Raw genomic sequence first — 26,151 nt, 5'->3', positions numbered from 1 at the left:
CACTTTCCTGTCGACTCGACGATAAGGCGAGGTCTGGGATAATTGGCTGGGGTGCCAGGATTCGAACCTGGGAATGCCGGGATCAAAACCCGGTGCCTTACCACTTGGCGACACCCCAATATGTGATTTGGGCTCACGAGATGAGCCCGCGCTAGCCGAGGCGATAGGCCGCTTCATGAGTCAGCGGCCAGCGACGGACTGGCGATTTCCTGATCGAGCCGGTCGAGCAATGGCGATCGGTTCAAGCCTTGAGCGACGAATCCTCGCAGATGCGAAGGCGCCTGCCGACAGACATCCGATGCCCGCTCGGGGCCATCGAACACCGCAAAGACGCAAGCGCCGGTCCCGGTCAACCGACCGCCGCCCGAATGATCGAGCCACGCGAGCGCAGCTTCGACCGGAGGATATTCCCGACGCACGACAGGAAGGCAATCGTTGACATCATCCCCGCTCAAGAAGTCCTCTAGTTTGATGCAAGCGGAATCCCTTGTCAATTCAGGATGACAAAAAACATCCCTGGTCGAAACCGAGCAGGGCGGCACCAACACCAGATACCAGGGTTGAGGGAGCTCGACCGGAGAAAGGCGCTCGCCGACCCCTTCAGCCCAGGCCGCGCGTCCGCGCACGAAAACAGGCACATCGGCCCCGAGCGGTAAGGCGATCTCGGACAAGGCGTCCTCGTCCAGCCCGGTTCCCCACAGTTGATTCAAGGCGACCAGGGTCGTCGCCGCATCGGAACTTCCGCCGCCAAGCCCCCCGCCCATCGGGAGCACCTTCTCGCAGCGGATATCGACCCCGAGCCTGCAACCGGTCACCTCCTGAAGCGCGCGCGCCGCGCGCACGGTCAGATCCTCGTCCTCTGGAACGCCCGACACACTGGTCAGACGCCTGACCCGCCCGTCGTCACGGATATCGAACCAGAGACGATCGCATCGATCGATGAACTGGAAGACCGTTTGCAACTCGTGATAGCCATTCGCGCGCCGACCAACGACCCGTAGCATCAGGTTGAGCTTTGCCGGCGCGGGCCAGGGCGCGCCGAGATCGGCAGTCGATCGTTCAATCATTTGGAGGATTCCTTCGAGGTCTTCGGGTTCGCTGCGGACGGCTCGGCATCGGTCCTGGAGACACGATGACGCCCGATCACCTCCCGCAGATATTGATGATCAGGGTGTTCCTTGGCAGCGGCATCCCAAACCGCCCAGGCATCCGAGCGACGCCCCAAGGCCCACAGAGTCTCGCCCAGGTGCGCGGCGATCTCACCGTCACTCATTTTATCCAACGCCCGACGCAGGAAGTCGCGGGCCACCTCATAGTTGCCCAAACGGAAATTCACCCATCCCATGCTATCGAGGATCGCGGGCTCGTCCGGCTTGAGCGCGTAGGCGCGCTCGATGAAGCCCAGCGCCTCGCGATAGCGATCGGTCCGATCGGCCAGGGTGTAGCCCAACGCGTTCAAGGCATCGGCATGATCGGGATCCTCGGCGATGATGCGGCGCAGATCCCGCTCGGCGAGCGCCAGCCGATCGAGCTTGACCGCGTAGAGCGCACGTGCGTAGCGCAGAGTATGATCATCGCTGCGGCTCTCGATCGCCGACGTATAGACCGACATGGCCTCGTCGCGCTGCCCGACCTCGTCGAGGATCTCCGCCTCGACCATATAGAGCGAGACCGCGTCCTCGGGAGACCGATCCCGCAGCCGCTGCAGCATCTCACGCGCCTTGACCACGTCGCCGGACTTGGCTAGCAGCAGCGCCATACGCACCTTGGCGTCGGAGACGTTGGCGCCGCTTACCTTGGCGTACCAGCCGAGCGCTGCCTGCGGATCGCCGGCGCGCTCCTCCGTCTGCCCAAGATAGAAGGCGGCCTCGTCCTGGCGCTCGCCGGTCTTGCGGAGACGGGTGAAATAGGTCCGCGCGCCATCCACGTCATCAAGCTGAAGCGACAACACACCTGCGGCGAACAGGACATCGGGCTCATCCGGGCGATCACCCAATAGACGCTCGAAGACATCGCGCGCACGCGCAAACTCTTGGTCCTCGACCAGGAACTGGCCATAGAGCATCCGCAACGCCCGGTCGTCCGGACGCTGGACCACAAAATCTTCGAGAAGCGATCTCGCCTCATCCCGCCGTCCCTGCGACAGCTTCATGCGCACCAAGAAGAGACGCGGAACGTCCCACTCGGGGCGCAGCGCCATCGCTCGGCGCGCGGCCTTGTCCGCTGCCTCGAACCGCGAGGCGCTCGCCGCCACCATCGCCAGGGACTGCTGGGCATCGGCGCTCTCGGGGAAGCGCTCGACCAGCGCCCGCATGAGTTCGACCCGCTCTTCGGGGTCCGGCACGCGCGAGACGATCCCTGCCGCCTGCGAGAAAGGCGAGGCCGAAGGGTCCTTGTCCTTGCTCAAGCCGACCAGTCGAGACAAATGAATCAGCGCACCCTCGCGATCCTTGGCCTTGATGCGCAGGAAGGCGGCAACCTGATTGGCCGCCACGGCATCGGGCGCAAGCTCCAGCCAGAGCGCGATCCCCTTCCCCGCCGCCTCGTCGTCATCGGCACTGATAGCGGCACGAACCGCCAACTCGGCCATCTGGGCCGAGCGGGTCAGTTGAGCGGCCCGATAATAGTAAGCGAAGGCGGTCGCCATATCGCCGCGCCGGCCCGCGAATTCGCCGACCAGAACCGCGTAGACCTGATCGGGCGTCAACCCCCGCGCGGGCGGATCGGCATCGGACACGACGGAGTCGACGCTCGCGCCCGTGGACCCGCCAGCGGTAGCCGCCGAATCGCTCAGCGCCTGCGTCGGCGAAACGACGAACAGGACACAAAGAACCGCCAGACCAAGGGACGATGGAAACGAAGACATGGGTGACATGCGATGATGGATCCGTGATGAGGGTGCGTTGCGAACTCGACCTGCCCAATTGGGATCGCAGTATAACCAAGCGGTTCCTTACCCCAACAGTCGCCCTATAATGACGCCGGCAAAATCCGCTGCCAATGGCCAGCGCATCGGGCGCGGAAACCGAAAAGTGAATGCGCTACATCAAGCCGCCGTCATTTAACGCCCGCGCCCTGGGAGCAGCCGCTAAGAATTTCATCCGAAAGGTTGTTAGAATCACCGCGTTTTGCATCTGGAAGATGCGCGGACAGCATGGCGCGCGGGTCTCCCCACGAACGCCACCGCCTGAACCCCAGCAGGGCAAAAGGTGCGTGGATGTCGCCGAAACAGCCACTCCAGGCCGTCACAAACGAAATAATCACAAGACCAACATGAAGCTGCTTGCTCTCGGACTCAACCATAAGACAGCCCCGGTCGAGATCCGCGAACGCCTGGCCTTCGGGCCGGACATCATCGCGGGCGCACTGCGCGATCTGACCGGCTGCGACACCATCAGCGAAGGTGTGATCCTTTCCACCTGTAACCGCACCGAACTCTATTGCGCCGGCCACGATGGCGCAGAGGAAGAGGTTCGCCGCTGGCTGAGCAGCTTCCACGGACTCGAACACGAACGGGTCGACCCCTTCCTCTACGCCTACGCCGATCAGGACGCCGTGACGCATCTGCTGCGCGTGTCGAGCGGGCTGGACTCCCTGGTGCTCGGCGAGCCGCAGATCCTCGGCCAGGTCAAGGCCGCCCATCAGACAGCGACCGACTGCGCCTCTACCGGCAAGCTGCTGGGCCGACTCTTCCAGCACACCTTTTCGGTCGCCAAGACGGTGCGTACCGAGACGGCGATCGGCAGCAGCCCGGTCTCGGTCGCGTTTGCCGCAGTCAATCTGGCGCGCCAGATCTTCAGCGACCTCTCGCAGCAAACCGCCCTGCTGATCGGCGCCGGCGAAACGATCGAGCTGGCCGCCCGTCACCTCCATCACAACGGTGTCGGCCGCATCATCGTCGCCAACCGCACGGTAGAGCGCGCCCACGACCTGGCCGCCCAGTTCGACGGCTTCGCCATCTCGCTCACCGAGATCGCCAATCACCTGCCGGATGCCGACATCGTCATCGCCTCCACCGCGAGCCCCCTGCCCGTCCTCGGCAAGGGCACGGTCGAGAGCGCGCTCAAGAAACGCAAGCACCGCCCGATCTTCATGGTCGACATCGCGGTTCCGCGCGACATTGAGGCCGAGGTCGGCGAACTGAGCGACGTCTATCTCTACACCATCGACGACCTCCAGGGCGTCATCGACGAAAGCCTGCGCTCGCGCCAAGCCGCTGCCGAACAGGCGGAAGAGATCATCGCCTTCCATTCCGGCGAGTTCATGGCCTGGCTGCGTTCGCTCGACGCCGCCGGACTGATCCAGGACTATCGTCAGCGCGCCGAGGAATTGCGCGACGAGGTGCTGGCTCGCGCCAAGCGACAGCTCGAAGCCGGCAAGCCCCCGGCCGAGGTGCTCAACTTCCTCGCCCACACACTGACCAACAAGCTCCTGCACGCGCCCAGCTCCAGACTGCGCCAAGCGGCCCGTGACGGCGACGCAGACATCCTGGATGCCGCAAACGAGCTCTTCCAGCTCGATCAGTCGCGGTTGAACGCCAATCCATGAATCCATCGATTCGGGGCAAGCTGGAGCGCATCTCGGAGCGCTTCGGCGAGGTCATGGCCCTGCTGGCCGAGGCGGAAACTCAAACCGACGCCAATCGTTTTCGCGACCTGAGTCGCGAATACGCCCAGCTCGAACCGCTCATGAACTGCTATGAGCGTTACCTAGCGGCAGAGACCGACATCGCCACGGCGGAGGAGATGCTCGGCGACCCCGAGATGGCCGCGCTCGCCAAGGACGAGATCGCCTCGGCCAACGCCCGGCGCGACGCACTGGAGCCGGAACTGCATCGTCTGCTGATCCCGGCCGACCCCAACGATCAGCGCAACATCTTCCTTGAGGTCCGCGCCGGAACCGGCGGGGCCGAGGCGGCCCTGTTCGCGGGCGATCTGCTGCGCATGTACATGCGCTATGCCGAGATGCAGGGCTGGCGCACCGAGCAGATCTCCGAGAGCCCAGGCGAACTCGGCGGCTACAAAGAGGTCGCGATTCGCATCGCTGGCACCAGCGTCTATTCGCGACTCAAATTCGAGCCGGGCGCGCACCGCGTCCAGCGCGTCCCCGAAACCGAATCCCAGGGCCGTATCCACACCTCCGCCTGCACGGTGGCCGTGCTGCCCGAGGTCGAATCGATCGACGCCATCGAGATCAACCCGAGCGACTTGCGCATCGACACCTATCGCTCATCGGGCGCCGGCGGCCAGCATGTCAACAAGACCGATTCGGCGATCCGCATCACCCACATCCCCTCGGGAATCGTGGTCGAATGCCAGGAAGAACGCTCGCAGCACAAAAATCGGGCCAAGGCGATGTCGCACCTGCACGCCAAACTGCTCTCGGGCGCCCGCCAGACCCAGGCATCGGAACAATCGGAATCGCGCAAGCTCCAGGTCGGCAGCGGAGACCGCTCGGAGCGCATCCGAACCTATAACTTTCCCCAGAACCGGCTCACCGATCACCGCATCAACCTCACGCTCTACAAGCTCGACGAGGTCATGGCGGGCCAGCTCGACCAGGTGATCGAGCCGCTGTTGACGGAGTATCAGAGCGAGCAGCTCGCCGCGATGATGGACGGCTGATGCCGTCCGCGACCGATCACCAACCCAAACGGATCGACACCGCACTGCGGATGGCGGCCGAGGCGCTCGCGAACCTCCCCGAAAGCACACCCAGAATCGAGGCCGAGATCCTGCTCGGCCAGGCCACTGGACGCACCCGCACCCAGCTGCTGGCATGGCCGGAACGCACCCTGAATGCCGAGCAGGAGGCTGCGCTCGCCCGACTCCTGCAACGCCGCCTGAACGGCGAGCCCATCGCCTACATCCGAGGCTGGCAGTCCTTCTGGAGCTTCGACCTGAGGGTCACGCCAGACACGCTCATTCCGCGCCCCGAAACGGAGCTGCTGGTCGAAGCGACCCTGAATCTGCTGGACGCATCGAGCGCGCTGCGCATCGCAGACCTGGGAACCGGAAGCGGCGCCATCGCCGCCGCCCTGGCACTGGAGCGCCCTCACTGGCGGCCGATCGCCACCGATCGCTCGCGCGCCGCGTTGCGGGTGGCCCGGGAGAACTTCGCCGCCCTCGGTCTTCAGCGGATCGAACTCGTCGAGACCGATTGGCTGAACGCCTTCGCCGACGTCAGCCTGGACGCCATCCTCAGCAATCCGCCCTATATCGCCGGGGCCGACCCGCATCTCGAACGCGGCGACCTGCGCTTCGAGCCACGCCAGGCGCTGACCCCAGAGGGCGACGGCCTGGATGCGATCCGAGCCATCGCCGCCGAGGCGATGCGCTGTCTGCGTCCGGGAGGGCTGGTCGCCGTGGAGCACGGTTTCGACCAAGGCGAACTCGCGCGCGCGATCTTCACCGCCCAAGGACTCACGCGCATCGAGACACGCCAAGATCTGGCGCAGCTCGACCGCATCACGCTGGGCTATCGCTGAATCCACCGTCCCGCAACAGGCCGGAGGTCTCGCGCATCCAGGCTTCGACACGAGACATCAGATCCTCTACCCCACCCTCGCAGCACAGCGGCTCGCCGATCACCAAGCGGATGGTTCCTGGAAGGCGCAGCATCGAGCGAGCGGGCCAGCAATCGCCGGCATTGTGGATCATCGGCACCACCCGCGCTCCAGCATGACAGGCAAGCCTGGCCCCGCCAGGATTGAACCGCCCGAGACGACCAGGCGGCTGGCGGGTCCCCTCGGGATAAATCACCACGCTGACCCCCTCGTCCAGACGCGCCTTACCGAGCCGCAGCAGGGTCTTCATGGCATTCACCGGTTTGCCCCGATCGATCGCGATCGGCTTGAGCAGGGCCAAGGCCCAGCCGAAGAAGGGTACCTTGAGCAACTCCCGCTTCAGCACCGTGGCCTGCGGGGCCACGATCAACTGCAGATAGAAGGTCTCCCACTCGCTCTGATGATTGGCCATGACGACCACCGCTTCACCGCGCGGCACATTCTCGCGACCGACCACCTCGATGCGCACCCCGTTCAAGTGACGCAGCAGCCACATGCAGACATGCGTCCAGAGATTGACGAATCGGTAGCGTTGCTCGAACGTCATGAGCGGCGCCAAAAGCACGCTCAGCGAGCTGTGCAGGATGCCGAGCAGGTTGTAGAGAATAAAAAACAGAAGGCTTCGCAGCCTAATACCTAGGCCGATAGGGATATCCGTCATGTCTGCATCGATCGTCGATCTGGGTTGCTGATGCCCAACGCGCGCGTCGGCGGATCCTGGATTCTTGAGAGAACCCAATCAACGCCCAATTATATCCTGGCAACCCAGACAAACCGCCGCAACACCCACAGGGAGGGGAACCCTCAAAAAACGAAAAAACAATCTTGATTATTTCAAATAGGCTATTAGCATAATATCCCTATGGACATTCCACACATCGAACGCATCAAACAGCGCGAGATCGTCTTCAAGGCGATCCACCCGAATCCGCACCAGGCGGAAACGGCAGCCCGTTTTTTGAATGATGTGGACGGCATACTGGACATCCGCCCCCTCTCGCCCACCCAACTGAGAATCAGCTACGACGTCCTCAAAACGAGCCTGCACGAGATCGAATCGGCCCTGATCGAACTGGGCCTACACCTCGACAACAGGCTTTTCTATCGGCTTCGGCGCGCACTGCACCATTACACGGAAGAAACGGTCCGCGCCAATTGCGGCTGTCTCGACTGCGAAAGCAACTGCACCAAGAAACTCTTCGCCAAACGCTACGAGCTGATCGAGCACGGCTGCCGTGACGACCGTCCCGAGCATTGGCGACGCTATCTCTAATTCAGGCCTCCCCCATTCGCCCGCGAAGAGCGGCCCCACCAAGGGGATGGGGCCGCTCGCCCATCACGCCATACCCGCAATCATGAACGACGACCAACTTCTCCGTTACAGCCGCCAAATCATGCTGCCAGCCTTCGGGATCGAGGCCCAGGAGCGCCTCATGGCGTCGAGCGTGCTGATCGTCGGACTGGGCGGCCTGGGATCGCCAGCGGCCATGTATCTCGCAACCGCCGGTGTGGGACATCTGCTGCTCGCCGATTTCGACGCCGTCGACCTGTCCAACCTTCAGCGCCAGATCCTGCATACCAGCGAACGCATCGGCATGCCCAAGGCGGATTCGGCCCGCCTGGCATTAGAGGCACTCAATCCCGAGGTCCGACTCACGACCATCAAACGCAGTCTGAGCGAGGATCAACTGCCCGATCTGCTCGCCAAGGTCGATCTGGTCGTGGATGCGAGCGACAACTTCCCCACCCGCTTTGCGCTCAACCGCGCCTGCGTCGCTGCACGGATCCCGCTCGTCTCGGGCGCGGCGATCCGCATGGAGGGACAGGTGAGCGCCTTCTCCGGCCAACCGGGCGCCCCCTGTTATCGCTGCCTCTATCCGGACGACGGCAGCATCGACGACAGTTGCTCGGCCAATGGTGTCCTCGCCCCATTGGTCGGCATCATCGGCAGCGTTCAGGCGGCCGAGGCGATCAAGATTCTCACCGGAATCGGCCGCCCGCTGTTCGGTCGCCTGCTGCTGCTGGACGCCTCCAGCATGGAATGGCGCAGCCTGAGATTGCCCCAGGACCCGGACTGCCCGGTCTGCTCGAGGCAGTCGCCAGCGGCCAGCGGCGTGTTTGTCGATCGAACATCGAAAGCCCCAACCGCTGATAGCTGATAGCTGATAGCCGGCAGCTGATGCTGTATCTTCGAGATTCCTCCACCATCCCGGCCGTACCGACCATGCGCTTCGAAGTCAGTCACGACGAGATCAAACAGGCCAACATCCCGCACGAGTTGTTCCTGATCAACCTAATCGGCAACCACATCCTCATGGCAGTGGGGTTGGGCGGCCTAGCCGGCAGCTTCCCCTGGGCGATGGCGCTGATTCCGACCGTCTCGTTCAGCATCCTCGGATACACCCTGTGGCGCGCGCGCCAGTCGCGCAAATGCGACTCCTGGTACGTCATGTGTCACTGGCAGATCTGCGCGCGCCGCAGCCGACTGTTCATGCTGATGCTCGGACTGCTGCTGATCGCCGCCACACTCGGTTGGGTCGGCTATACCTACGGCGGGATGATGAAGGAGGCGGTCTGGGCCTTGGTCGGAGGGACGGGCATCCTACCCATCATGGTCACCGTCCTGGTTCTGGTCATCGTGGAATCGGACGCGCTCTATCACGCCAATCAGGCCCGACTGCCCCTCTGGGTGGTCGCGCGCTATCCCAACCCGGATGCACGCATCCTCGACGAGGACGCGGGCCTTGAGGAGCCGAGTCAGACGGCTCTATGAGCGTCCGGCCTGCTCCTGGGCGATGAGTGCGTCGAGCACCTGGAACATCCGCTCGGTACCGCCAGCCTCGCCCGGACTCGTGCGGTATGTTCCATTGACGATCAGGGTCGGCACGCTGTCGATACCGTAACGGGTCGCCATCTCCTTGGCATGCTGCAGTTCGGCCTCGACCTCGGGCGAGGCGTAGCGGGATCGGAACTCGGCCTCATCCAGCCCGACCTCCACGGCGACGGCCGCCAGATCGTCCTCGCTCATCACGGAACGCCGCTGTACGTGGATCGCCTCGAACAGCGCGCGGTGGAAATCCTCAAGCCGGCCCATCGACTGGGCGACATAGAAGGCGCGCGCATGGGCGTCCCAACGCCCGCCGGTCGCCGGCATACGCCGAAACTCGACCCCCTCGGGAAGCGTCTTCAGCCAACGCGCGAGCGCCGGCTCCAGATGCCAGCAATGCGGACAGCCGTACCAGAAGACCTCCAACACCTCGACTTTATCGCCCGTTTCGGTTGGTTGGGGCTGAGCGAGTTGCTGATAGTCGATCCCCTCGTCGAATGCCCAGGCCGAACAGGTCAGCAGAAGACCACACAGAACCGGCACCAGAGAGAAAGGCCGCATCGCACGAAGCGGTCCGAGCTTTAGAGACATGGCAGCGACTCCTGATTCGAATCCAGGTTGACGAGAGCTCCCGAACGACATCAGCCGATCAGGGCGTAATCCAACACCAATCCGACGAAGACGACCATGCCGAAGAAGTTGTTGTTGAGGAATGCCTGGAAGCAGGCGGCGGGCTCGCGATTCCAGGTCAGCTTCTGCTGATAGATGCTGAAGCCGGCGGCCACCAGAAGGCTCGACACGTAGACGGGACCACGCCCGGCCTGCTGCCCGACCCAGAACAGAAGCACGAGCATCAGCAGCTGCAGTAGCCCGATCACGTGCCGATCCCAGCGCCCGAACAGGATGGCCGTGGACTTGACGCCGATCTTGAGATCGTCTTCGCGATCGACCATCGCATACTGGGTGTCGTAGATCAGCGCCCAGATCAGGGTCGCAACGAAGAGCACCCAGGCATAGAAGGGAATACTGCCCGTCACGGCGGTGAAGGCCATGGGAATGGCCCAACCGAACGCGGCACCGAGGAAGAGCTGCGGAACGTGGGTGAAGCGCTTCATGAAGGGATAGACGAAGGTCAGCAGCAAGGCGACGACCGAAAGCGCGATGGTCTGCCAATTCAACTGGAGCACCAGCCCGAACGACATCAGACTCAGCCCGACGAACACGCCGATCGCCTCGCCCGGCGTCACCTCACCCGTCGCCAGCGGACGTCGATTGGTGCGGGCGACATGGCCGTCGAAATCACGATCGGCATAGTCGTTGATCGCGCATCCGGCCGAACGCATCAGCACCACGCCGAGCACGAAGATGGCGACCACCAGCCAAGGCGGCTGCCCGTCGCCCGCGAGCCAGAGCGCCCACAATGCCGGCCACATCAACAGGAAGATGCCGATGGGGCGATGCAGACGCACCAGATACACATAGCCAATCAGGCGGTCACGCAGAGAGAAGGACCGCTGATGACGAACTTTCAGCTCGGGGACATTCATAGGCAGGTCTAAAAGAATCGATTGATATGGAGCGACAAACGCCGGAAACGCGAAAGATTATGGCATAGCGCGAAAGCCGAGGAGATCCCTGCGAAGTGCGACGTATCGATCAGCGGATCGTTTCGAGCCTCGGCTGAAGCCTTCAGACCTGCCCGTAAAGCTCGCGATCGCCCAGCCAACGCTCGACCAGCGGCGACACCAGATGGGGATAGCGCTCCAGAATGAGGTCGGCCGCACGCTGGGCCGGGGCGACCAGATGCTGATCGCGCAGAGGATCGGCCACCCGCAGCTGAATGGCGCCCGTCTGGCGCGTGCCCAACACCTCGCCCGCCCCGCGCATCTGCAGATCGCGCTCGGCGATCAGGAAGCCGTCGCAAGTCGAGCGCATCAGGCCCAGACGCTCGCGCGCCACCTCGGACAGAGGCGCGCGATACAGCAGGAGACAATGACTCTCGACCGAGCCGCGCCCGACCCGCCCGCGCAGCTGATGCAACTGGGCGAGCCCCAACCGCTCGGCATTTTCGATGATCATGAGGCTGGCGTTGGGCACGTCCACCCCGACCTCGATCACCGTCGTCGCGACCAGCAGCCCCAGTTCGCCGCGCGCAAAGGCGCCCATCACCGACTCGCGCTCGCTCGGCTTGATCCGTCCATGGACCAGACCCACGCGCACACCGGGCAGCAGCTCGGCCAACTGGCGGGCGCTCTCCTCGGCGGCCTGACACTGGAGCGCCTCGGACTCCTCGATCAGGGTGCAAACCCAATAGACCTGCCGCCCCTGCTCGCAGGCACCCCTGACCCGCTCGACGACCTCGTCGCGCCGCCCCTCGGGGACCGCGACCGTGGTGATGGGCGTGCGCCCCGGCGGAAGCGCATCGATCACAGAGAGATCCAGATCCGCATAGAACGTCATGGCCAGCGAGCGCGGAATCGGCGTCGCGGTCATGATGAGCTGATGGGGTACGCGATCCGCGTCGGCACCCTTCTCGCGCAGCTTCATGCGCTGATGGACACCGAACCGGTGCTGCTCATCGATGATCACCAGTCCCAGACCCGCAAAGCGCACACTGTCCTGAAAGAGCGCATGGGTTCCGACGACCAGACGCGCCACGCCCGAGGCGATGGCATCGAGCAGATCGGCCCGCTCCTGCCCCTTGTGCCGACCGGTGAACCAGCGCACCTGGATCCCCAGCGGTTCGAGCCAGCCGGCCAGAGTGCGATGATGCTGCTCGGACAAGAGTTCGGTCGGAGCCATCAAAGCCACCTGACACCCCGCCTCCAGCGCTTGGAGTGCGGCCAACGCGGCCACCACGGTCTTGCCGGCACCCACGTCGCCCTGGAGCAGACGCTGCATGGGCCGCGCCCCGGAAAGATCGGCCGAGATCTCGGCCAGCACCCGCTCCTGCGCCGGGGTCAGCGCGAAGGGGAGCGACCGACGCAATACCTGACGCAACCCGCCATCCCCGTCGAGAATCGGCGCCGAGACCTTGCGTTGAGCGAGGCGCATTCGCCGCAGTCCGATCTGATGGGCGACCAATTCCTCGAAGGCCAGACGCAGAAAGGCCGGATGGCGACGCTCCTGCAGCTCGTCGAGATCCGCCCCGACTGGCGGACGATGCAGATAGACCAGCGCCTCGGCCAAATCGCTGAAAGACGCGCCCCCCAGGGTCTCGCGCGGCAGACAATCGGGCAGCGGACTGCGCCCCAAGTGTTCGAGCGCCTGATCCATGAGCGCACGCCAGACCGACTGACTCAGCCCCTCGGTCGTGGGATAGACCGGCGTCAGGCTGGCATCGGGCACCGAAACATCGCCGGTCTGGACACGGTACTCGGGATGGATCATCTCCAGCCCGCTCTGCCCCGGCCGAACCTCGCCGTAGCAGCGCAGACGGATGCCCGGCCGGAAGAATCCGACCTGAGAGGCGGAGAAATGGAAAAAGCGCAGAACGAGGCCCTGGATCGGACCGTCAGTCGGGCCGTCGATCAACCGGACCTTGAGCGAGCGCCTGCGTCCCTCGACGACCGTCGACTCGACGACCTCACCCTCGATCAAGGCCTCAGTGCCCACAACCAGCGCACCGATCGGGACGAGACGGGTTCGATCCTGGTAGCGCAGCGGGAAATGCAGGAGCAGATCCTGGATCGTGCGGACATTCAACCGCGCAAGCCGCTCGGCCACCTTGGGGCCAACACGCTTGAGACGCTCGACGGAGAGACGTTCGAGCACCGACTCCGTGTCGCCCCCCACCGCGAGCGCATCGATGGAAACGGGCTCCTTGGTCTCGCGCGCCATCATGACGCCAAGCGGCCCCGCTCTGGCGCGTGTCCGCTCACCACACCGACGACAGTCTCACGCTCGGCAGACCGGAGTGCCGCGCTCGGATCGCCTGAGCCAGCTGGTGAACGGCCATCGCGTAGTAGCTACTGTGGTTGTAGCGGGTAATCACATAGAAATTGTGCAGACCGATCCAGTATTGGTAACCGCCGACCGCATCCAACTGGAGCAAGCTGACCTCGCCCATGCTGGAAAGGGACCCGGCCGGCACGACACCCCGCGCCGCCAGCTCGCCGAGACCGTATCGCGTATCGAAGCCCGTCTTCATCAGACCGACCGAGGCACCCGGCGCCACATTGGCGCGCACCGCCACCCCCTGTCCGGCACGCCAGCCGTGCTGCTTGAAGTAGTTGGCCACACTGCCGATGGCGTCCTCCGGATGCCAGAGATTGCGATGACCGTCTCCGGTGAAGTCCACCGCATAGTCACGGAAGCTCGACGGCATGAACTGGCACAGCCCCATGGCGCCGGCAAAGGATCCCTCGGGTTGGGTGGGGTCGATGCCCTCGTCGCGGGCCATGACCAGGAACTCTTCCAGCTCGCTGGTGAAATAGTCAGCGCGGCGGGGATAGGCGAAGGAGAGCGTCGCCAACGCGTCCAAAATCGAGGTTTTGCCGACGAAGCCCCCGTAGCGGGTCTCGACCCCGATGATGGCGACGATGTACTCCGACGGCACACCATAATGCGCCGAGGCACGGGCCAGCGCCGACTCGTGGCGGCGCCAGAACTGGACGCCGTTCGAGATGGAGGCGTCGGTCAGGAATTTGGCGCGATAGCGGGTCCAGGCACCGTTGGGGCCGGTACTGCGCCGTGGCGCCTGGCGGTCCATCAGATTGATGATCGACTCGCGGCGCTGGGCGCGCGAGAGGATCGCGGCGGTCTGCGCCGGGCTGAATCCATGCTTGCGCTGCATCCGCTGAATGAAGGCGTCCACGCCCGGCGCATGGGCGAAGTCGCCCTGGACGCTCGACGACCCCAGCGCTGAGCCACGAAAGATCGGAGCCCCCTCCTGATTCGGCTGCGAAGCGCAACCGACAAACGCAAGCGGCGACAAGATCAGGAGTTGAAGCAGAAAGGGGCGCATCATGATGGACCAGAGGAAAATTGAAGGGTTGGGCCACTATGGTAAGTCGGTTTTCGAGGAAGGCAACCCAAACCGCTATTTTATAGCGACTTTATACCCACACCCCTCACTGACTCAGGACCAATACCGCATCCATCTCGACCGTTGCCCCCTTCGGCAAGGCGGCGACGCCGATCACCGCGCGGGCCGGATAGGGTGCCTCGAAATACTCGGTCATCACCTGGTTGACGAGCGGAAAATGTCCCAGATCGGTCAGGAAGACGTTGAGCTTGACGATATCCGCCAACGAGCCCCCGGCCGCTTCCGCCACGCCGCGCAGGTTGTCGAAGACCCGGCGAATCTGCGTCTCCATATTCCCATCGACCAGCTCCATCGTCTCCGGCACCAATGGAATCTGACCGGAGAGATAGAGCGTATCGCCGACCCGAACCGCTTGGGAGTAAGTGCCGATCGCCTGTGGGGCACGGTCCGTACGAATGATCTGCTTGGTCATCGAGCATCACCTCTTCAGAATGCGGATGGCGTAAGCGCCATCCAGTGTTGGGTTTCCACTCATCGAAAACCGTTGCGCCCGAAAGGCTCGGACTCGAACCGGCGCTTGTGTGCGATCAACCGAACAGGCGCGCCCACCAGCGGCGACGGCTGTTCGGCAGGCGTTGCGCCGAGACCAGTTCGGTCGGCGCGAGCAGACTCATGATCCAACCGGGCAAGGGCGGACTGTCGCTGTAGCCGCACGAGACGCCGAGATTGTGGGGATCGTAGATCTTGATGAAGGACGGGCTGCGCGGATCGTCCGCATAGACGATCCCGCAATAGTCGTGGCGATGCTCCGCCCTCAGCAGCGTGTCGATCTCGGTCACGAATTTCAGCACCTGATCGCGATCGGCCGCCTGACACGGCGGGGTCTGACCAACGGCATAGAGATACCAGCCCATTTCCGCGCGCTCGCGGACCGCCGACCAGAGCGCATCGAGCTGGGGCCAGCGCAATGCCGAGGTAAAGGGCCCGCGAAAGGCACTCAAAAAGGGGTCGGTGGAATCGAGCGGCTGGTTCATTCCGAAATTCGCGATGGTTCTCAGACCTGGTAGAGTCGATATAATCGCAAGCCTATCGATCCGGGATCAACCTTCATGCCAGCCCTCTATCAGTCGAATCTTTCCAGCCTGCCACTCATCGGACGCGGCAAAGTCCGAGACATCTATCAGGTCAGCGACGATCACCTGCTCGTGGTCGCCAGCGACCGGCTTTCCGCCTTCGACGTGGTTCTACCCCAGCCCATTCCAGGCAAGGGAGAGGTGCTGACACGTCTGTCCAACTTCTGGTTCGGACGTACCGCAAGCCTGATTCCCAACCACCTCACGGAGGTTCCGGTCGCGGCAATCGTCACCGACCCCGATGAACTGGCCACACTCGGCGATCGCGCCATGGTGGTGAAGCGACTCAAGCCACTCCCGGTCGAGGCCATCGTGCGCGGCTATCTGATCGGCTCCGGATGGAAAGACTACCGGAAGACAGGTTCCGTGTGTGGAATCGGCCTACCGCGTGGACTGCGCCAGGCGGATCAACTCCCGAAGCCCATCTTCACGCCTTCCACCAAGGCCGAGTTGGGTGCCCACGACGAAAATGTCGATTTCGCCCACACCGTCAAGCTCCTCGGAACCGAGCTGGCCGAGCAGGTGCGCGAGATCAGCCTGGCGATCTACAGCGACTGCGCCAGCTATGCCCGCGAGCGCGGCATCATCATTGCCGACACCAAGTTCGAGTTTGGCCTCGATGACGCAGGCCGGCTGCACCTCATCGACGAGGTACTCACCCCCGACTCGTCCCGCTTCTGGCCCGCCGATGGCTATCAGCCCGACACCAGCCCGCCGAGTTTCGACAAGCAATTCGTTCGGGACTACCTGGAAACGCTCGATTGGGACAAGACCCCGCCTGGCCCCGAACTCCCACAGGCGATCATCGATCGCACCGCCGACAAGTATCGCGAAGCCGAACAACGATTGACTCAGACCCCTTAAGGGTTTAGAGCTTGGAGCGGTTCCGAAGACCCGACCCGTGCGCCCCTTGAATCGGCCGACGAGCATTCAACCCATGAAACTGAACGACATCACCCCTGGAGTGCTCCTCGCCAAAGACGTGTGCGATCCCAATGGCACCCCGCTGATTCGGGCCGGCGCCATCATCACCGAGCGCCACGTGCGGGCGCTCAAATCCTGGGGCATCGCCGAGATCGCGATCCAAAGCGCGGCTCCGGCGTCGAACGCGCTCACGCGGAGTTCAGCTTCGGTCCAAGAGCTGAAGGCGATGCTGGACATCCAGTTCAGCCTCAGCAACCCGGACCATCCTGCCGTCCAAGCCCTCTACGAGATCTGCCTGAAACGGGCGCTCGAGCACTGTTAGCGGAACATCGTCGTGAGCGCAGCCGAGATTCACGCACGTCAGGCCCACAGAGTCCCTATCCTCGAACGCATCGACGACCTCCCCTCGTTACCCTCCACCTACCTGCGCGCGCGCGAGGCGATGGACGATCCGAACGGATCGCTGGAGACCCTCGCTCAGATCATCGGTACCGACCCAGCGATGTCCGCGCGGATACTCAGGGTCGCCAACAGCGCGCTCTACGGACTCCTCACCAGGGTCGACAGCGTTTGGCGCGCACTGAGCATCATCGGCGTCGCCGAGACACGCAACCTCATCCTCGCCACTGCGGTCATCTCCGCATTCAAGGATCTGCCGCTCGGCGCCGTCTCCATGCGCTCCTTCTGGGAGCACAGCGTTGCCTGCGGAGTCGCGGCGCGCACCATCGCGCGACGCATGCACCTGAGCTCGCCGGAGCGGTTCTATCTCGCAGGGTTGCTCCACGACATTGGACGCCTCTGTCTGTTCATCCTGGAGCCCGTCAGCATGAGCACCGCGCTGCAAGCCCATCGCGAGCGCCAAGGCCCGCTCCACGACATCGAGACCCAGCTCTTCGCGACCGATCATGCCGCCGTCGGCGCCGCGCTACTGAGACACTGGGGCATCCCGGACACCTTCTGCGTAGCGGCCGAGACGCACCACCTCTCCCAAGACTCTGAGCCGGCCTGCACCGAAACGGCGCTGACCCATGTCGCGGATGTCATCGTCAACAGTCTGCGCATCGGCACCAGCGGAACCCGCTGGGTTCCGCAACTGAGCGACAGGGCCTGGCGGATGACCGAACTGACCACAAGCGACCTGCCGGATATCGTCGAGACCTCGATCAGCACCGCGCGTGACGTCACGTCCGCCTTTCTGGAGCACTGAATGAATCTCGCCTTACATCCCAGGCTGCTGTCGCCCGCCGAAACGCCGGGCGAGCATTCGCAGAGCACGCCGACCAACGTCTACCCGCTGGCCTTCGATATCATGCGCGAGGCCATCGGACGCTTCCCGTCCTGCCGCACCCTGACCGAACTCTTCAGCGCACTGAACAATTGCTCCAGACTTCTGTTGCCGACGACGCAAACCGCCTTACTGCTCCGCCAGCCCGACGCCTGCTTCGAGCTGGTGTTCAGCTCCCCGGTCAGCGCCCAAGACGATCTGCGTGATCTCATCGACCAGCTGATCGACTCCGGCCGCTTCGCCCAGGCGCTCAAGCACGGCGGACATTGGGGGGAGGAGATCGAGGGACAAGCCTATCTGCTGCACGCCATCGCCACCCCCAAGCGCATCTACGGCATGGCGATCTGGGTCGATCGCAAGATCCCCGCGCTCTGCCGGCAACCGCTGGGGGCCTTGGTGGACCTGGCCGCGCTCTCGCTCGACCGCCTGCAGGGCGGCGCCGAGGCATTCCTGTTCCCGGGCAATCCCGAATTGGCGCGCGGCGGCTGCGACGCTCCGCTCGACGACATCGCGATCCCGGCCGACCAGCTCACGGGTCTGGCGCACCGAACCCATTTCATCCGCTTTCTGCAAAGGGCCGTTCTCGACGCCAAACCCGAAACGGCGACCGGCACCATCCTGCTCGATGTCGACGGCTTTCACCGCGTGAACCGCGAGTTCGGCTGCGAGACCGGAGACCGACTGCTGCGGGACGTGGCGCTGCGTCTCGACACGGCTCTGCGGTCGCGCTTCGTCTACACCACCATCGGAGTCGCCGAATGCGATCTCTGCTTCGCCCGCACCGGCGCCGACGAGTTCGGGCTCGCGATCGCGCGTATCCGCCATCCCGAGCGACTCGCCGAGATCGCCGCCCATCTGCACAGCCATCTGGCCGAAGGTTTCCGTCAGCAAGGGACCAAGCTCTATCTTTCGATCAGCATCGGCGTCGCCTCCTCCCGCAACATTTCCGCCCCCGTCTCGGCCCAGACGCTGCTACGCAGCGCGGATTCGGCGCTCAAACGCGCCAAGAGCAGCGGACGCAACCAGCACGTCATCTACGACCCGACCTGGGACGAGGCCGGCTCTGCGCACCTGCGCACCGAATCACTGCTCCAAGAGGCACTGCGCAAAGACCATTTCACCCTCTATTTCCAACCGCTCTTCCGGCTTGAGGACATGGCGCTGATCGGTGCCGAGGTCTTGCTGCGCCTGCGGATCGACAACGGCATGCCGCTGGGACCCGCGAGCTTCATCCCGATCGCGGAAAGCACCGGGCAGATCGTCGAGATCGGCGAATGGGTCTTGCGCCGAGCCTGCCGCCAAATCCGCGAATGGAATCTGAGCGGCCATCCCCGCATCCCGCTGTCCGTCAACGTCTCGGGGATCGAACTGTCCCGCACCGACCTGAGCGCACGCATCCGCCACATCCTAGATCTGGAAGGCGTACCGCCCGAGCGCCTGCACATCGAGATCACCGAAACCGCCATCGCCCGCAACGAGGCGCAGGCGCTGGCCAATCTCGATGCACTGCGCGCCGCCGGATTCGAGATCTGGATCGACGACTTCGGCACCGGCTATTCCTCGCTCAAGTCGATCAAGAACTTCCCGATCTCGGGTATCAAACTGGACCGAGAATTCGTGCGCGACCTGACCCAGAACCCCACGACCGAGGTGATCGCCAGCACCATCCTGTCCATGGCCAGACACCTGGGTCATCCGGTGGTGGCGGAGGGCATCGAGAACGCCGAACAGCTCGATCTCCTGCGGCAGCAGGGCTGCGAGCGCGGCCAGGGATTTCATCTCGGACGGCCCGTCTGCGCCGAGGTCTTCGAGAACCACTTCTTCCCGGCGCGCCACACGCCTCCGTCAAGGACACGCTGAAGCCACGCCATCAGCGACGACCGAGTCGCGGCACCGGACGACGCGCATCGATCAGATGCCAGAGACTCAGCCAGGGATGACGCACGAGCATGCGCGGCCCCGCGTACCCCATCACCGCCTTGACCCGATCCCGCCTGGCAGCGCTATAACAGTGCACCTCGCAACGATTGCAGGCCGGCTTGGCATCCTGAAAGGGACAGGTCTCCAGACGACGCCGAGCATAATCGAGCAACTCCGAGCACGACGCGCAGAGCGAGTTCCGCCCTCCATGATGGTCGCGACAATAGATACGCATCATGACGGCGATGGTCCGCTGCTCGCGCCGGATACGCGGCCCCGTCGATCCAGCATTCCGCGCCATTCATGCCCCCTTCGGTGATTTCCGGATATGAACACACGCCATCTCAGGGCACCAAGACACCTGACGCCTTGACCGAGGTCAAAGTCAGGGTCGCAGCGACCCCAGGGTGCCGATCGAGACCGGACCGGGCTCCAGGATGTCGGCCAGCTCGGCAATCCGCCGCAAGGCGGCTGGATCCAGAACAGTCACCTGACTGCCCTGCATGCGGATAACGCCCTGAGCGGTCAGCGATTTGACGACGCGTGAAAAGGTCTCGGGCTGAACCGAGAGCCGGGACGCCAGAACGCCCTTGCGGACATCGAGTTCCAGCGTCTGCTCGCCAGGCGCAATCTTGGCGGCCAGATAGCGCGCGACCCGACTGGTCGCCGTATGCAGCGTCAGGTCGTCGATCTCGCCGATCAGACCGCGCAGACGCTGACTGAGTGCGCCCAGCAGCACAAAGCAGGTATCGACCGACTCGCGCAGCATAGCCGCAAAATCCACGGCATCGATCGCCACCAGCTCCGAGGCGACCAACGCGGAGGCGCACACCGGATAGCGCGGTGCGCTGAGGAACATCAGGGCCTCGGCGAAGGTCTGACCGGGACTCACGATCTCGATCACCTTCTCCGCACCCTCGGGCGAGAGACGAAAGAGTTGCATCTGCCCAGAGAGGAGCAGATAAAAGCGGTCGGCGACGTCGCCCTGACTGAAGAGCAGCTGTTCCGCATCGAGCGCCACCCGCGATGCGCGACGGCTGACCCGTTCCAGTTGCTCGGTTTCGAGCCTCGACAGCAGCGGGGCCCGGCGCAAATCATCGATCATGGCAGTGGTCGCACCTCGTTCCGACGCGCACCGGCCCAATCCGGACACGCTGATCGACTACCATGCTAGCGCAAGGCCGCATCCCATGGCGGCGGATCGCCCGAATCCAGGCAACTGAGGAACCCGAGCCTCATGTCTCCATCCGACACACCGCACCCACCCATCTGGCCCAGCGCCGACTACGACCGACAGGTCGGCCGACTCAAGGCCGCCATCGGTCAAACCATCCATCTGGTCGAGATCGAGATCAGCGCCACCCATCTGCACATCCGTCAACTGGGACAGCCCTATATCCTGCTCGACGTGCTGGCCTTTCCGCGCCCAGACCCATCGCGCGGACTCACCCCACACCTGATCCTGCTCGACGACGGCCGAGGGCTGAATCTGGGACGCATCGCCCGCATCAGCCTGGAAAGCAATTTCAATCCCGCCCCATCACAGATCCTCTATCAGGACCGCGAGGCATTGGAGGGGCTGATCTATCGTGATCGACGCCTGACGCCAGCCTTCATCGCCGAACGCGCACACCGCATCATGGGGCAGGTGTTGGGAAAGGACCCCGAGGCGATCACGATCAGCGGACCCGCGAATCAGGGCCAAATCGAGACAAGAGAAACACGGGATCAAGCAAACGACGCTTGAGCCGCCCCATAGCCCGGATGCAGCGCAAGCGAAATCCGGGGATGCCAACAGATCGGCCCCAGAGCACACCCTTCAGAGCAGTCGAAAAATCGAAGAGAACCGGCGCAACGGCCGGTTCTCGATCAAACAGGATCAGGAATCCTTGTGATATCCGAGAATGCGCTCGACTTCGTTGCGTGAGCCCAGGATCACGGGCACCCGCTGATGCAGCGACTCGGGCTGGACCTCCAGGATCCGCTCGTGCCCGGTGATCGAGCCGCCGCCCGCCTGCTCGACGACGAACGACATGGGATTGGCCTCATAGAGTAGGCGCAGCTTACCGCCCTGCCCCTTCGACTTGATCTTGGAATCCATCGGATACATGAAGACGCCGCCGCGGGTCAGGATGCGATGCACCTCGGCCACCATCGAGGCGATCCAACGCATGTTGAAGTCCTCGCCGCGCGGCCCCTCCTTGCCGTCCAGACACTCCTGGACATAGCGACGCACCGGCGGCTCCCAGAAGCGCATGTTGGAGACGTTGATGGCGAACTCCCGCGTATCCGAAGGAATCTGCATCTTGGGATGGGTCAGGATGAACTCGCCGATATTCTGATCCAGCGTGAAGCCGTTGACCCCGTTGCCGGTAGTCAGCACCATCATGGTCGAGGGACCATAGAGCGCATACCCAGCCGCAACCTGCTGCGTGCCCGCCTGGAGAAAATCGCGCTCGGTCGGCTCGTCGTTACCGCCCGGACAGCGCAGGATGGAAAAGATGGTCCCAACCGAGACATTGACGTCGATGTTCGACGAACCGTCCAGCGGATCGAAGGTCAGCAGATATTTGCCGCGCGGATACTGAATCGGGATGGGATAGATCTCGTCCATCTCCTCCGAGGCCATCGCCGCCAGATGGCCCGCCCACTCGTTGGACTTGATGAACACCTCGTTGGACAGGATGTCGAGCTTCTTCTGCGTCTCGCCCTGCACGTTCTCGGTCCCGGCACTGCCCAGCACGCCCACCAGCGCGCCATGGTTGACCATGTCGCTGATGACCTTGCAGGCCGTGACCACATCGTTGAGAAGCGACGTAAAATCCCCCGTCGCCCCAGCGATTTGGCGCTGCTCCTCGATGATGAACTGGGTGATGGTCGTACCGTTGTGCATGGTTGTCCTCGTCTCAAGCAATCTGAAGTATTGTTTTGTGAGTGGACGAGTATAAGTGGTTCGCGGATGGGACAGGAACCCGGCACACGACCAACAAATCGACTAATCCAATGTGCTGAAGACCTACGACTGCATCCCATTACACTTTAGAAACAGTCAGACACCGCGCGAGCTCTCGGACAAGCAACGCGCCAGTGCAAAAAAACTGAAGTTGAATCATCGATCACGTTTCGCGAACGCTCCATGAATTAGAATGATGTTTAGGCATGGCTACGTCTCGATTCCCTCTGGACAAGGCTAGTTGCTCTCCGATTCACGCCCTCCCCGGATCCGCACCGATCCGGACGGCCTCGACCGAATGATTTGAAATGCAGACTTATCAGTCAGTCCGAGCCTCACAGTATTGGCGCGCAACAGCGCCCGCCGACCGTGTCAATCACGGCTTCACCTTGATAGAATTAGTCATAACCATCGCCATGGCAGCCATCCTGGTCACGCTCGCTGTGCCGAGTTTCCAAGGGATGATCAAGAACGCCAACCTTTCATCTGAAACCAACGAACTCCTCGCCGCGCTGCAGACCTCACGCTCAGAGGCATTGACCCGAAAAAAACCAGTGACGCTCTGCGTCTCATCCGAGAGCTATACCTCGGACGACCCGGCTTGCTCGGACTCGGCGACCTGGAAAGACGGCTGGATTCTGTTCCTCGACCTCAACAACAGCGGAACCCGGACCACGGGGACCGGTTCGAGTGAAACCCTAATCCGGGTCGGCCCAGCCATGAATGGAAATATCCTGACCGCGACCGGAACGAGCCCTGTGCAGCGGAGCGTGCGCTTTTATCCAGATGGCACGGCGAGCGCCACCGGCACCATCTCGCTCTGCGACGACCGCGGAACGAGCGCCAGCAAATCCGTCAAGATCGAGCAATACACGGGCAGAACCTACGCCCAGGATGGAGCGGGAACCTGCCCATGAAACCCGTGCCTACCCGCCTTTGCCATGTATCGAAACATCGAGCTCCGGGTTTGCGCAATCGAGCCGGAGGCATGACCCTGCTTGAGGTTCTAATCGCTGCCGTGGTGATCGGATTCGGGCTCTTAGGTGTCGCCGCACTGCAACTATCCACAATGAAGGTGACAACGGACTCTCTGGCCCGCTCCCAAGCTGTGATGCTAGCGGAGTTCATCGCCGACCGTATCCGCACCAACGCTGGGGGCACATCAACCTATGACGGCCTGTCCTGCGACGCCACCGCATGCAAAAGCGGCGGCACCACTACGGCCACGACAGAAACCTGCGAGACCAGCGCCTGCAGCTCGGCGGACATTGCGCTGTTCGATGCTGCTCAATGGCGACAGGAATTGGCAAGTTCGGCCAGCTATCTGTCATCGGTCACCGGTACCCTTGCGCAGGATTCCAACGACGTCTGGACGATCCGGATCTTCTGGGACGACAGCGGTATATATGGTGATGATGCCCTGAACAGGGATTCGGCGAGCACGCTGGATTGCATTCCGCAGAGCGCGACCAACAAGGCATCGCTCCAGTGCTACCAGATCAGAGTGGTACTTTGACCGATGGAGACGCACACACCATGATTAATCGGCGAAGAGGCCGCAGACAAGCCGGTTTTTCCATCATCGAGTTCCTGATCGCGATGGCCATCGGACTTTTCATCATCGGCGTCGCGATCAATATCCTCGTTTACAACAAGCACGCCTACCGCATGATCTCCGACAGCCTGGACATCCAGGATTCGGCCCGTTTCGCCACGCGGCGTATCGGCGATGTCTTCCGCATGGCAGGCCACCGTGGTGGGGTCGTTTTGGCCAATGTCAACGACGTCAGTACCCTCACAGGGGACGGCGTATGTCAGGCCAAATGGCTGACGAACAAATTCACCAGCGAACCTATTCGCGGCTATTCCGGCGGAACTGGAATCGTCGACACAGGCGACTGTGCCACCCTTGGAATAACAGACGCAAACCATGTCGACGCGAGCGACATCCTGGCGGTCAGGTTCGGCGAGGCGATCAATGAGTCGAGCCCCGATAGCTCGGCCAATCAGGACCGACTCTTTCTCTATTCAGTCGTCAGCGGCAACGCCGTACTCGGACTGGGCTCGCAGATCGCCACTCTACTGACGAACGACAAAGCTACAGCTCAGCCGGAAAAAATCTATGGTCGTTTCATCTATCCCTACTATACGGATATCTATTACGTCCGCCCCTGGACGGACGTGACCACCGACCAGACACCCGCGTTGGTTCGATTGCGCATGAACGGCAAGACGACCGTCACCGAGGTCATGGTCTCCGGCGTCGAGACCATGAAGGTCGAGTTCGGCATTGATTCCAACGACGACCACCAAGTCGACCAATACCGATCACCCGATAACATCAACGATTGGTCGAAGGTGATGACTGCACGGCTCGCCATCGTCGCCCGTAGCATGGGGCGCGATCCGCAGATCGCGGATACCAAAACCTATGTCCTGCTGGCTGGAAATAACGCCTATAGCTATACGCCCTCCAGCGCTGTCGACCACTACGCGCGCCTGATGTTCGAGATCAGCATCCATCTGCGCAACACCATGGAAATCCGTCAATCAAGCAGCTAGGAGATGGCGTATGCGCATCACTCATCCCGTCCATCGTTCACGCGGAGCAGCACTCATCATCGGCTTGGTGTTCCTAGCTGTGTTGACCCTCATCGCACTCAATGCCATCAAGCGTAGCGGAACCGACATGCAGCTCAGCACCAACCAAGCGTTCGAATACCGGGCTTTCAGCAACTCCGAGGCAGGGCGCGCCATGGTGCGTGACCTCATCATGCAGCACGCAGATAACGACGGCGTCTGGTCAGGAATCACATTTCCGACCGGGGTCACCCACACGAACGCCGGCAACAACCTGCTAGCCAATTCGGAACAGGTAAGCAAGACCCCCGACGAGATGATGAGCGCGCTTCAAAATCTGACAGATAGCAACCAGTCCAACCTAGATACAGACTTCCAGATACGTTACGACGGCAATTCGACCGATGGGATCACAGATGCCAGCGCGGAATCGGACATCTATGCCGACATCAAGGTCGTCAAACTTTCACTCGCAGGCATCGTCGCCGGCACAGGCGGTGCTCAGGTCGAGGGGTACTCGGGTATCGGCCAAGGAGCCGCCTCCGCAGGAGCTGGCTATATCTATTTCGACGTACGCAGCATAGGCCGTTATGGAGATGCGCGCGCGGTCACCGCAGCCGATTTCCGAATTCGTCGTTAGGGGGCAGGAGCCATGACCACAAGACATATGCACTTCGCGGCAACCTTTTTGGCCTCGATCGCGATCAGCTGGCCCCTCATCGGCCAGGCAGCGGTATCCGGTTACGCCAACGGCCAATTCTACAGCGTTCCACCCAATCTCGAGCAATCGATTCCGCCCAACGTGCTGCTCAATCTGTCGGTGGAAACACCAATGGGCGGCGCGGCCTACAACGACCAGAAAGATACGGAAACAGGATGCACCGGCAGAGAGAATCTGAGCGGGAACGACACTCAACAACCACCAGCTAAAGCTGGTGGGTTGAAGCTACGGACTGAAAGTCCGGATACGGGTCGAT

28 protein-coding genes and 1 tRNA gene are annotated in these 26,151 nt (G+C 62.8%); 16 read left to right on the top strand and 13 right to left on the bottom strand.

Annotated elements, in window-relative coordinates:
* Nucleotides 1-43 precede the first annotated feature (43 nt).
* The 3 genes from ACFSJC_RS02995 to ACFSJC_RS02985 form a co-directional block, all read right to left on the bottom strand.
* A tRNA-Gln gene (locus ACFSJC_RS02995) sits at nt 44-118 on the bottom strand.
* 55 nt (nt 119-173) lie between these two features.
* The gene (ispE, locus tag ACFSJC_RS02990) at nt 174-1,067 is read right to left on the bottom strand and encodes a 4-(cytidine 5'-diphospho)-2-C-methyl-D-erythritol kinase (RefSeq protein WP_386023014.1); all 894 of its coding nucleotides are present in this window, start codon (nt 1,065-1,067) and stop codon (nt 174-176) included.
* On the bottom strand, nt 1,064-2,866 hold the full coding sequence (locus ACFSJC_RS02985) for a tetratricopeptide repeat protein (protein ID WP_386023011.1): 1,803 nt from the start codon (nt 2,864-2,866) through the stop codon (nt 1,064-1,066). The genes ispE and ACFSJC_RS02985 overlap by 4 nt, the downstream gene beginning before the upstream one ends.
* A gap of 407 nt (nt 2,867-3,273) precedes the next feature.
* Here ACFSJC_RS02985 and hemA point away from each other — a divergent pair, with 407 nt between their 5' ends.
* The 3 genes from hemA to prmC are packed head-to-tail and all read left to right on the top strand — an operon-like array spanning nt 3,274 to nt 6,487.
* On the top strand, nt 3,274-4,548 hold the full coding sequence (gene hemA, locus ACFSJC_RS02980) for a glutamyl-tRNA reductase (RefSeq protein ID WP_386023008.1): 1,275 nt from the start codon (nt 3,274-3,276) through the stop codon (nt 4,546-4,548).
* Nucleotides 4,545-5,624, top strand: coding sequence for a peptide chain release factor 1 (gene prfA / locus ACFSJC_RS02975; RefSeq protein WP_386023005.1), 1,080 nt, complete (start codon nt 4,545-4,547; stop codon nt 5,622-5,624). The genes hemA and prfA overlap by 4 nt, the downstream gene beginning before the upstream one ends.
* Nucleotides 5,624-6,487 (top strand): peptide chain release factor N(5)-glutamine methyltransferase, encoded by an 864-nt coding sequence (prmC, locus tag ACFSJC_RS02970; protein ID WP_386023002.1) that lies wholly within the window; start codon nt 5,624-5,626, stop codon nt 6,485-6,487. The genes prfA and prmC overlap by 1 nt, the downstream gene beginning before the upstream one ends.
* On the opposite strand, the gene ACFSJC_RS02965 is transcribed toward prmC, so the two are convergent.
* A complete protein-coding gene (locus ACFSJC_RS02965) occupies nt 6,468-7,226 on the bottom strand; it encodes a lysophospholipid acyltransferase family protein (RefSeq protein ID WP_386022999.1) in 759 nt (252 codons plus the stop codon). The genes prmC and ACFSJC_RS02965 overlap by 20 nt on opposite strands.
* 201 nt (nt 7,227-7,427) lie before the next feature.
* On the opposite strand from ACFSJC_RS02965, the gene ACFSJC_RS02960 reads away from it, so the two are divergent.
* The 3 genes from ACFSJC_RS02960 to ACFSJC_RS02950 all read left to right on the top strand — a co-directional run bounded on the left by ACFSJC_RS02960 (nt 7,428) and on the right by ACFSJC_RS02950 (nt 9,338).
* Nucleotides 7,428-7,838, top strand: coding sequence for a hypothetical protein (locus ACFSJC_RS02960; protein ID WP_386022996.1), 411 nt, complete (start codon nt 7,428-7,430; stop codon nt 7,836-7,838).
* Nucleotides 7,839-7,920: 82 nt separating this feature from the next.
* Entirely contained in the window at nt 7,921-8,724 is an 804-nt protein-coding gene (locus ACFSJC_RS02955; RefSeq protein ID WP_386022993.1) for a HesA/MoeB/ThiF family protein, read from the top strand.
* Between the two features lie 20 nt (nt 8,725-8,744).
* Nucleotides 8,745-9,338: a hypothetical protein gene (locus ACFSJC_RS02950; RefSeq protein WP_386022990.1), complete on the top strand. Its 594-nt coding sequence runs from the start codon at nt 8,745-8,747 to the stop codon at nt 9,336-9,338.
* On the opposite strand, the gene ACFSJC_RS02945 is transcribed toward ACFSJC_RS02950, so the two are convergent.
* The 6 genes from ACFSJC_RS02945 to ACFSJC_RS02920 all read right to left on the bottom strand — a co-directional run bounded on the left by ACFSJC_RS02945 (nt 9,333) and on the right by ACFSJC_RS02920 (nt 15,413).
* Nucleotides 9,333-9,983, bottom strand: a complete 651-nt coding sequence (locus tag ACFSJC_RS02945; protein ID WP_386022987.1) for a thiol:disulfide interchange protein DsbA/DsbL — start codon at nt 9,981-9,983, stop codon at nt 9,333-9,335. The genes ACFSJC_RS02950 and ACFSJC_RS02945 overlap by 6 nt on opposite strands.
* 50 nt (nt 9,984-10,033) lie before the next feature.
* The gene (ubiA, locus tag ACFSJC_RS02940) at nt 10,034-10,939 is read right to left on the bottom strand and encodes a 4-hydroxybenzoate octaprenyltransferase (protein WP_386022984.1); all 906 of its coding nucleotides are present in this window, start codon (nt 10,937-10,939) and stop codon (nt 10,034-10,036) included.
* Nucleotides 10,940-11,081: 142 nt separating this feature from the next.
* Complete coding sequence (gene recG / locus ACFSJC_RS02935; RefSeq protein ID WP_386022981.1) at nt 11,082-13,235, bottom strand: ATP-dependent DNA helicase RecG; 2,154 nt, start codon at nt 13,233-13,235, stop codon at nt 11,082-11,084.
* Between the two features lie 34 nt (nt 13,236-13,269).
* A complete protein-coding gene (gene mltB, locus ACFSJC_RS02930; RefSeq protein ID WP_386022978.1) occupies nt 13,270-14,361 on the bottom strand; it encodes a lytic murein transglycosylase B in 1,092 nt (363 codons plus the stop codon).
* 103 nt (nt 14,362-14,464) lie between these two features.
* Nucleotides 14,465-14,851: a RidA family protein gene (locus ACFSJC_RS02925; RefSeq protein WP_386022975.1), complete on the bottom strand. Its 387-nt coding sequence runs from the start codon at nt 14,849-14,851 to the stop codon at nt 14,465-14,467.
* Nucleotides 14,852-14,966: 115 nt separating this feature from the next.
* Entirely contained in the window at nt 14,967-15,413 is a 447-nt protein-coding gene (locus tag ACFSJC_RS02920) for a hypothetical protein (RefSeq protein WP_386022973.1), read from the bottom strand.
* 75 nt (nt 15,414-15,488) lie between these two features.
* Between ACFSJC_RS02920 and ACFSJC_RS02915 the strand changes: the two genes are divergently transcribed.
* The 4 genes from ACFSJC_RS02915 (at nt 15,489) to ACFSJC_RS02900 (ending at nt 19,581) form a co-directional block, all read left to right on the top strand.
* On the top strand, nt 15,489-16,376 hold the full coding sequence (locus ACFSJC_RS02915) for a phosphoribosylaminoimidazolesuccinocarboxamide synthase (protein ID WP_386022970.1): 888 nt from the start codon (nt 15,489-15,491) through the stop codon (nt 16,374-16,376).
* Nucleotides 16,377-16,449: 73 nt separating this feature from the next.
* The gene (locus tag ACFSJC_RS02910; RefSeq protein ID WP_386022967.1) at nt 16,450-16,758 is read left to right on the top strand and encodes a hypothetical protein; all 309 of its coding nucleotides are present in this window, start codon (nt 16,450-16,452) and stop codon (nt 16,756-16,758) included.
* A gap of 12 nt (nt 16,759-16,770) precedes the next feature.
* On the top strand, nt 16,771-17,643 hold the full coding sequence (locus ACFSJC_RS02905; protein ID WP_386022965.1) for an HDOD domain-containing protein: 873 nt from the start codon (nt 16,771-16,773) through the stop codon (nt 17,641-17,643).
* Nucleotides 17,644-19,581 carry a putative bifunctional diguanylate cyclase/phosphodiesterase gene (locus tag ACFSJC_RS02900; protein ID WP_386022962.1) on the top strand — a complete coding sequence of 646 codons (1,938 nt, stop codon included), beginning with the start codon at nt 17,644-17,646 and terminating at the stop codon, nt 19,579-19,581.
* Nucleotides 19,582-19,591: 10 nt separating this feature from the next.
* Here ACFSJC_RS02900 and ACFSJC_RS02895 read toward each other — a convergent pair whose 3' ends face one another.
* Together ACFSJC_RS02895 and ACFSJC_RS02890 are read right to left on the bottom strand one after the other, a co-directional pair.
* Nucleotides 19,592-19,942, bottom strand: a complete 351-nt coding sequence (locus tag ACFSJC_RS02895) for a nitrous oxide-stimulated promoter family protein (RefSeq protein WP_386022959.1) — start codon at nt 19,940-19,942, stop codon at nt 19,592-19,594.
* An 84-nt stretch (nt 19,943-20,026) separates the two neighbouring features.
* Nucleotides 20,027-20,746: a Crp/Fnr family transcriptional regulator gene (locus ACFSJC_RS02890; RefSeq protein WP_386022956.1), complete on the bottom strand. Its 720-nt coding sequence runs from the start codon at nt 20,744-20,746 to the stop codon at nt 20,027-20,029.
* Nucleotides 20,747-20,878: 132 nt separating this feature from the next.
* Here ACFSJC_RS02890 and ACFSJC_RS02885 point away from each other — a divergent pair, with 132 nt between their 5' ends.
* Nucleotides 20,879-21,388 (top strand): hypothetical protein, encoded by a 510-nt coding sequence (locus tag ACFSJC_RS02885; protein WP_386022953.1) that lies wholly within the window; start codon nt 20,879-20,881, stop codon nt 21,386-21,388.
* Nucleotides 21,389-21,520: 132 nt separating this feature from the next.
* Here the strand turns inward: ACFSJC_RS02885 and ACFSJC_RS02880 are convergent, their stop codons facing one another.
* Complete coding sequence (locus ACFSJC_RS02880; protein WP_386022950.1) at nt 21,521-22,534, bottom strand: class 1 fructose-bisphosphatase; 1,014 nt, start codon at nt 22,532-22,534, stop codon at nt 21,521-21,523.
* A gap of 368 nt (nt 22,535-22,902) precedes the next feature.
* On the opposite strand from ACFSJC_RS02880, the gene ACFSJC_RS02875 reads away from it, so the two are divergent.
* The 5 genes from ACFSJC_RS02875 to ACFSJC_RS02855 all read left to right on the top strand — a co-directional run.
* Nucleotides 22,903-23,511: a GspH/FimT family pseudopilin gene (locus tag ACFSJC_RS02875; protein ID WP_386022947.1), complete on the top strand. Its 609-nt coding sequence runs from the start codon at nt 22,903-22,905 to the stop codon at nt 23,509-23,511.
* Nucleotides 23,508-24,110 carry a type IV pilus modification protein PilV gene (gene pilV / locus ACFSJC_RS02870; protein ID WP_386022944.1) on the top strand — a complete coding sequence of 201 codons (603 nt, stop codon included), beginning with the start codon at nt 23,508-23,510 and terminating at the stop codon, nt 24,108-24,110. The genes ACFSJC_RS02875 and pilV overlap by 4 nt, the downstream gene beginning before the upstream one ends.
* A 20-nt stretch (nt 24,111-24,130) precedes the next feature.
* Entirely contained in the window at nt 24,131-25,156 is a 1,026-nt protein-coding gene (locus tag ACFSJC_RS02865; RefSeq protein ID WP_386022941.1) for a PilW family protein, read from the top strand.
* A 10-nt stretch (nt 25,157-25,166) separates the two neighbouring features.
* Nucleotides 25,167-25,814, top strand: coding sequence for a pilus assembly PilX family protein (locus ACFSJC_RS02860; RefSeq protein WP_386022938.1), 648 nt, complete (start codon nt 25,167-25,169; stop codon nt 25,812-25,814).
* Nucleotides 25,815-25,826: 12 nt separating this feature from the next.
* The coding region (locus ACFSJC_RS02855; protein WP_386022935.1) for a hypothetical protein at nt 25,827-26,151 on the top strand (325 nt) is incomplete at its 3' end.

This window comes from Thiorhodococcus fuscus (genome assembly GCF_042682685.1).
Lineage (GTDB): Bacteria > Pseudomonadota > Gammaproteobacteria > Chromatiales > Chromatiaceae > Imhoffiella > Imhoffiella fuscus.
This window is presented reverse-complemented; position numbering and strand designations above follow the sequence as displayed.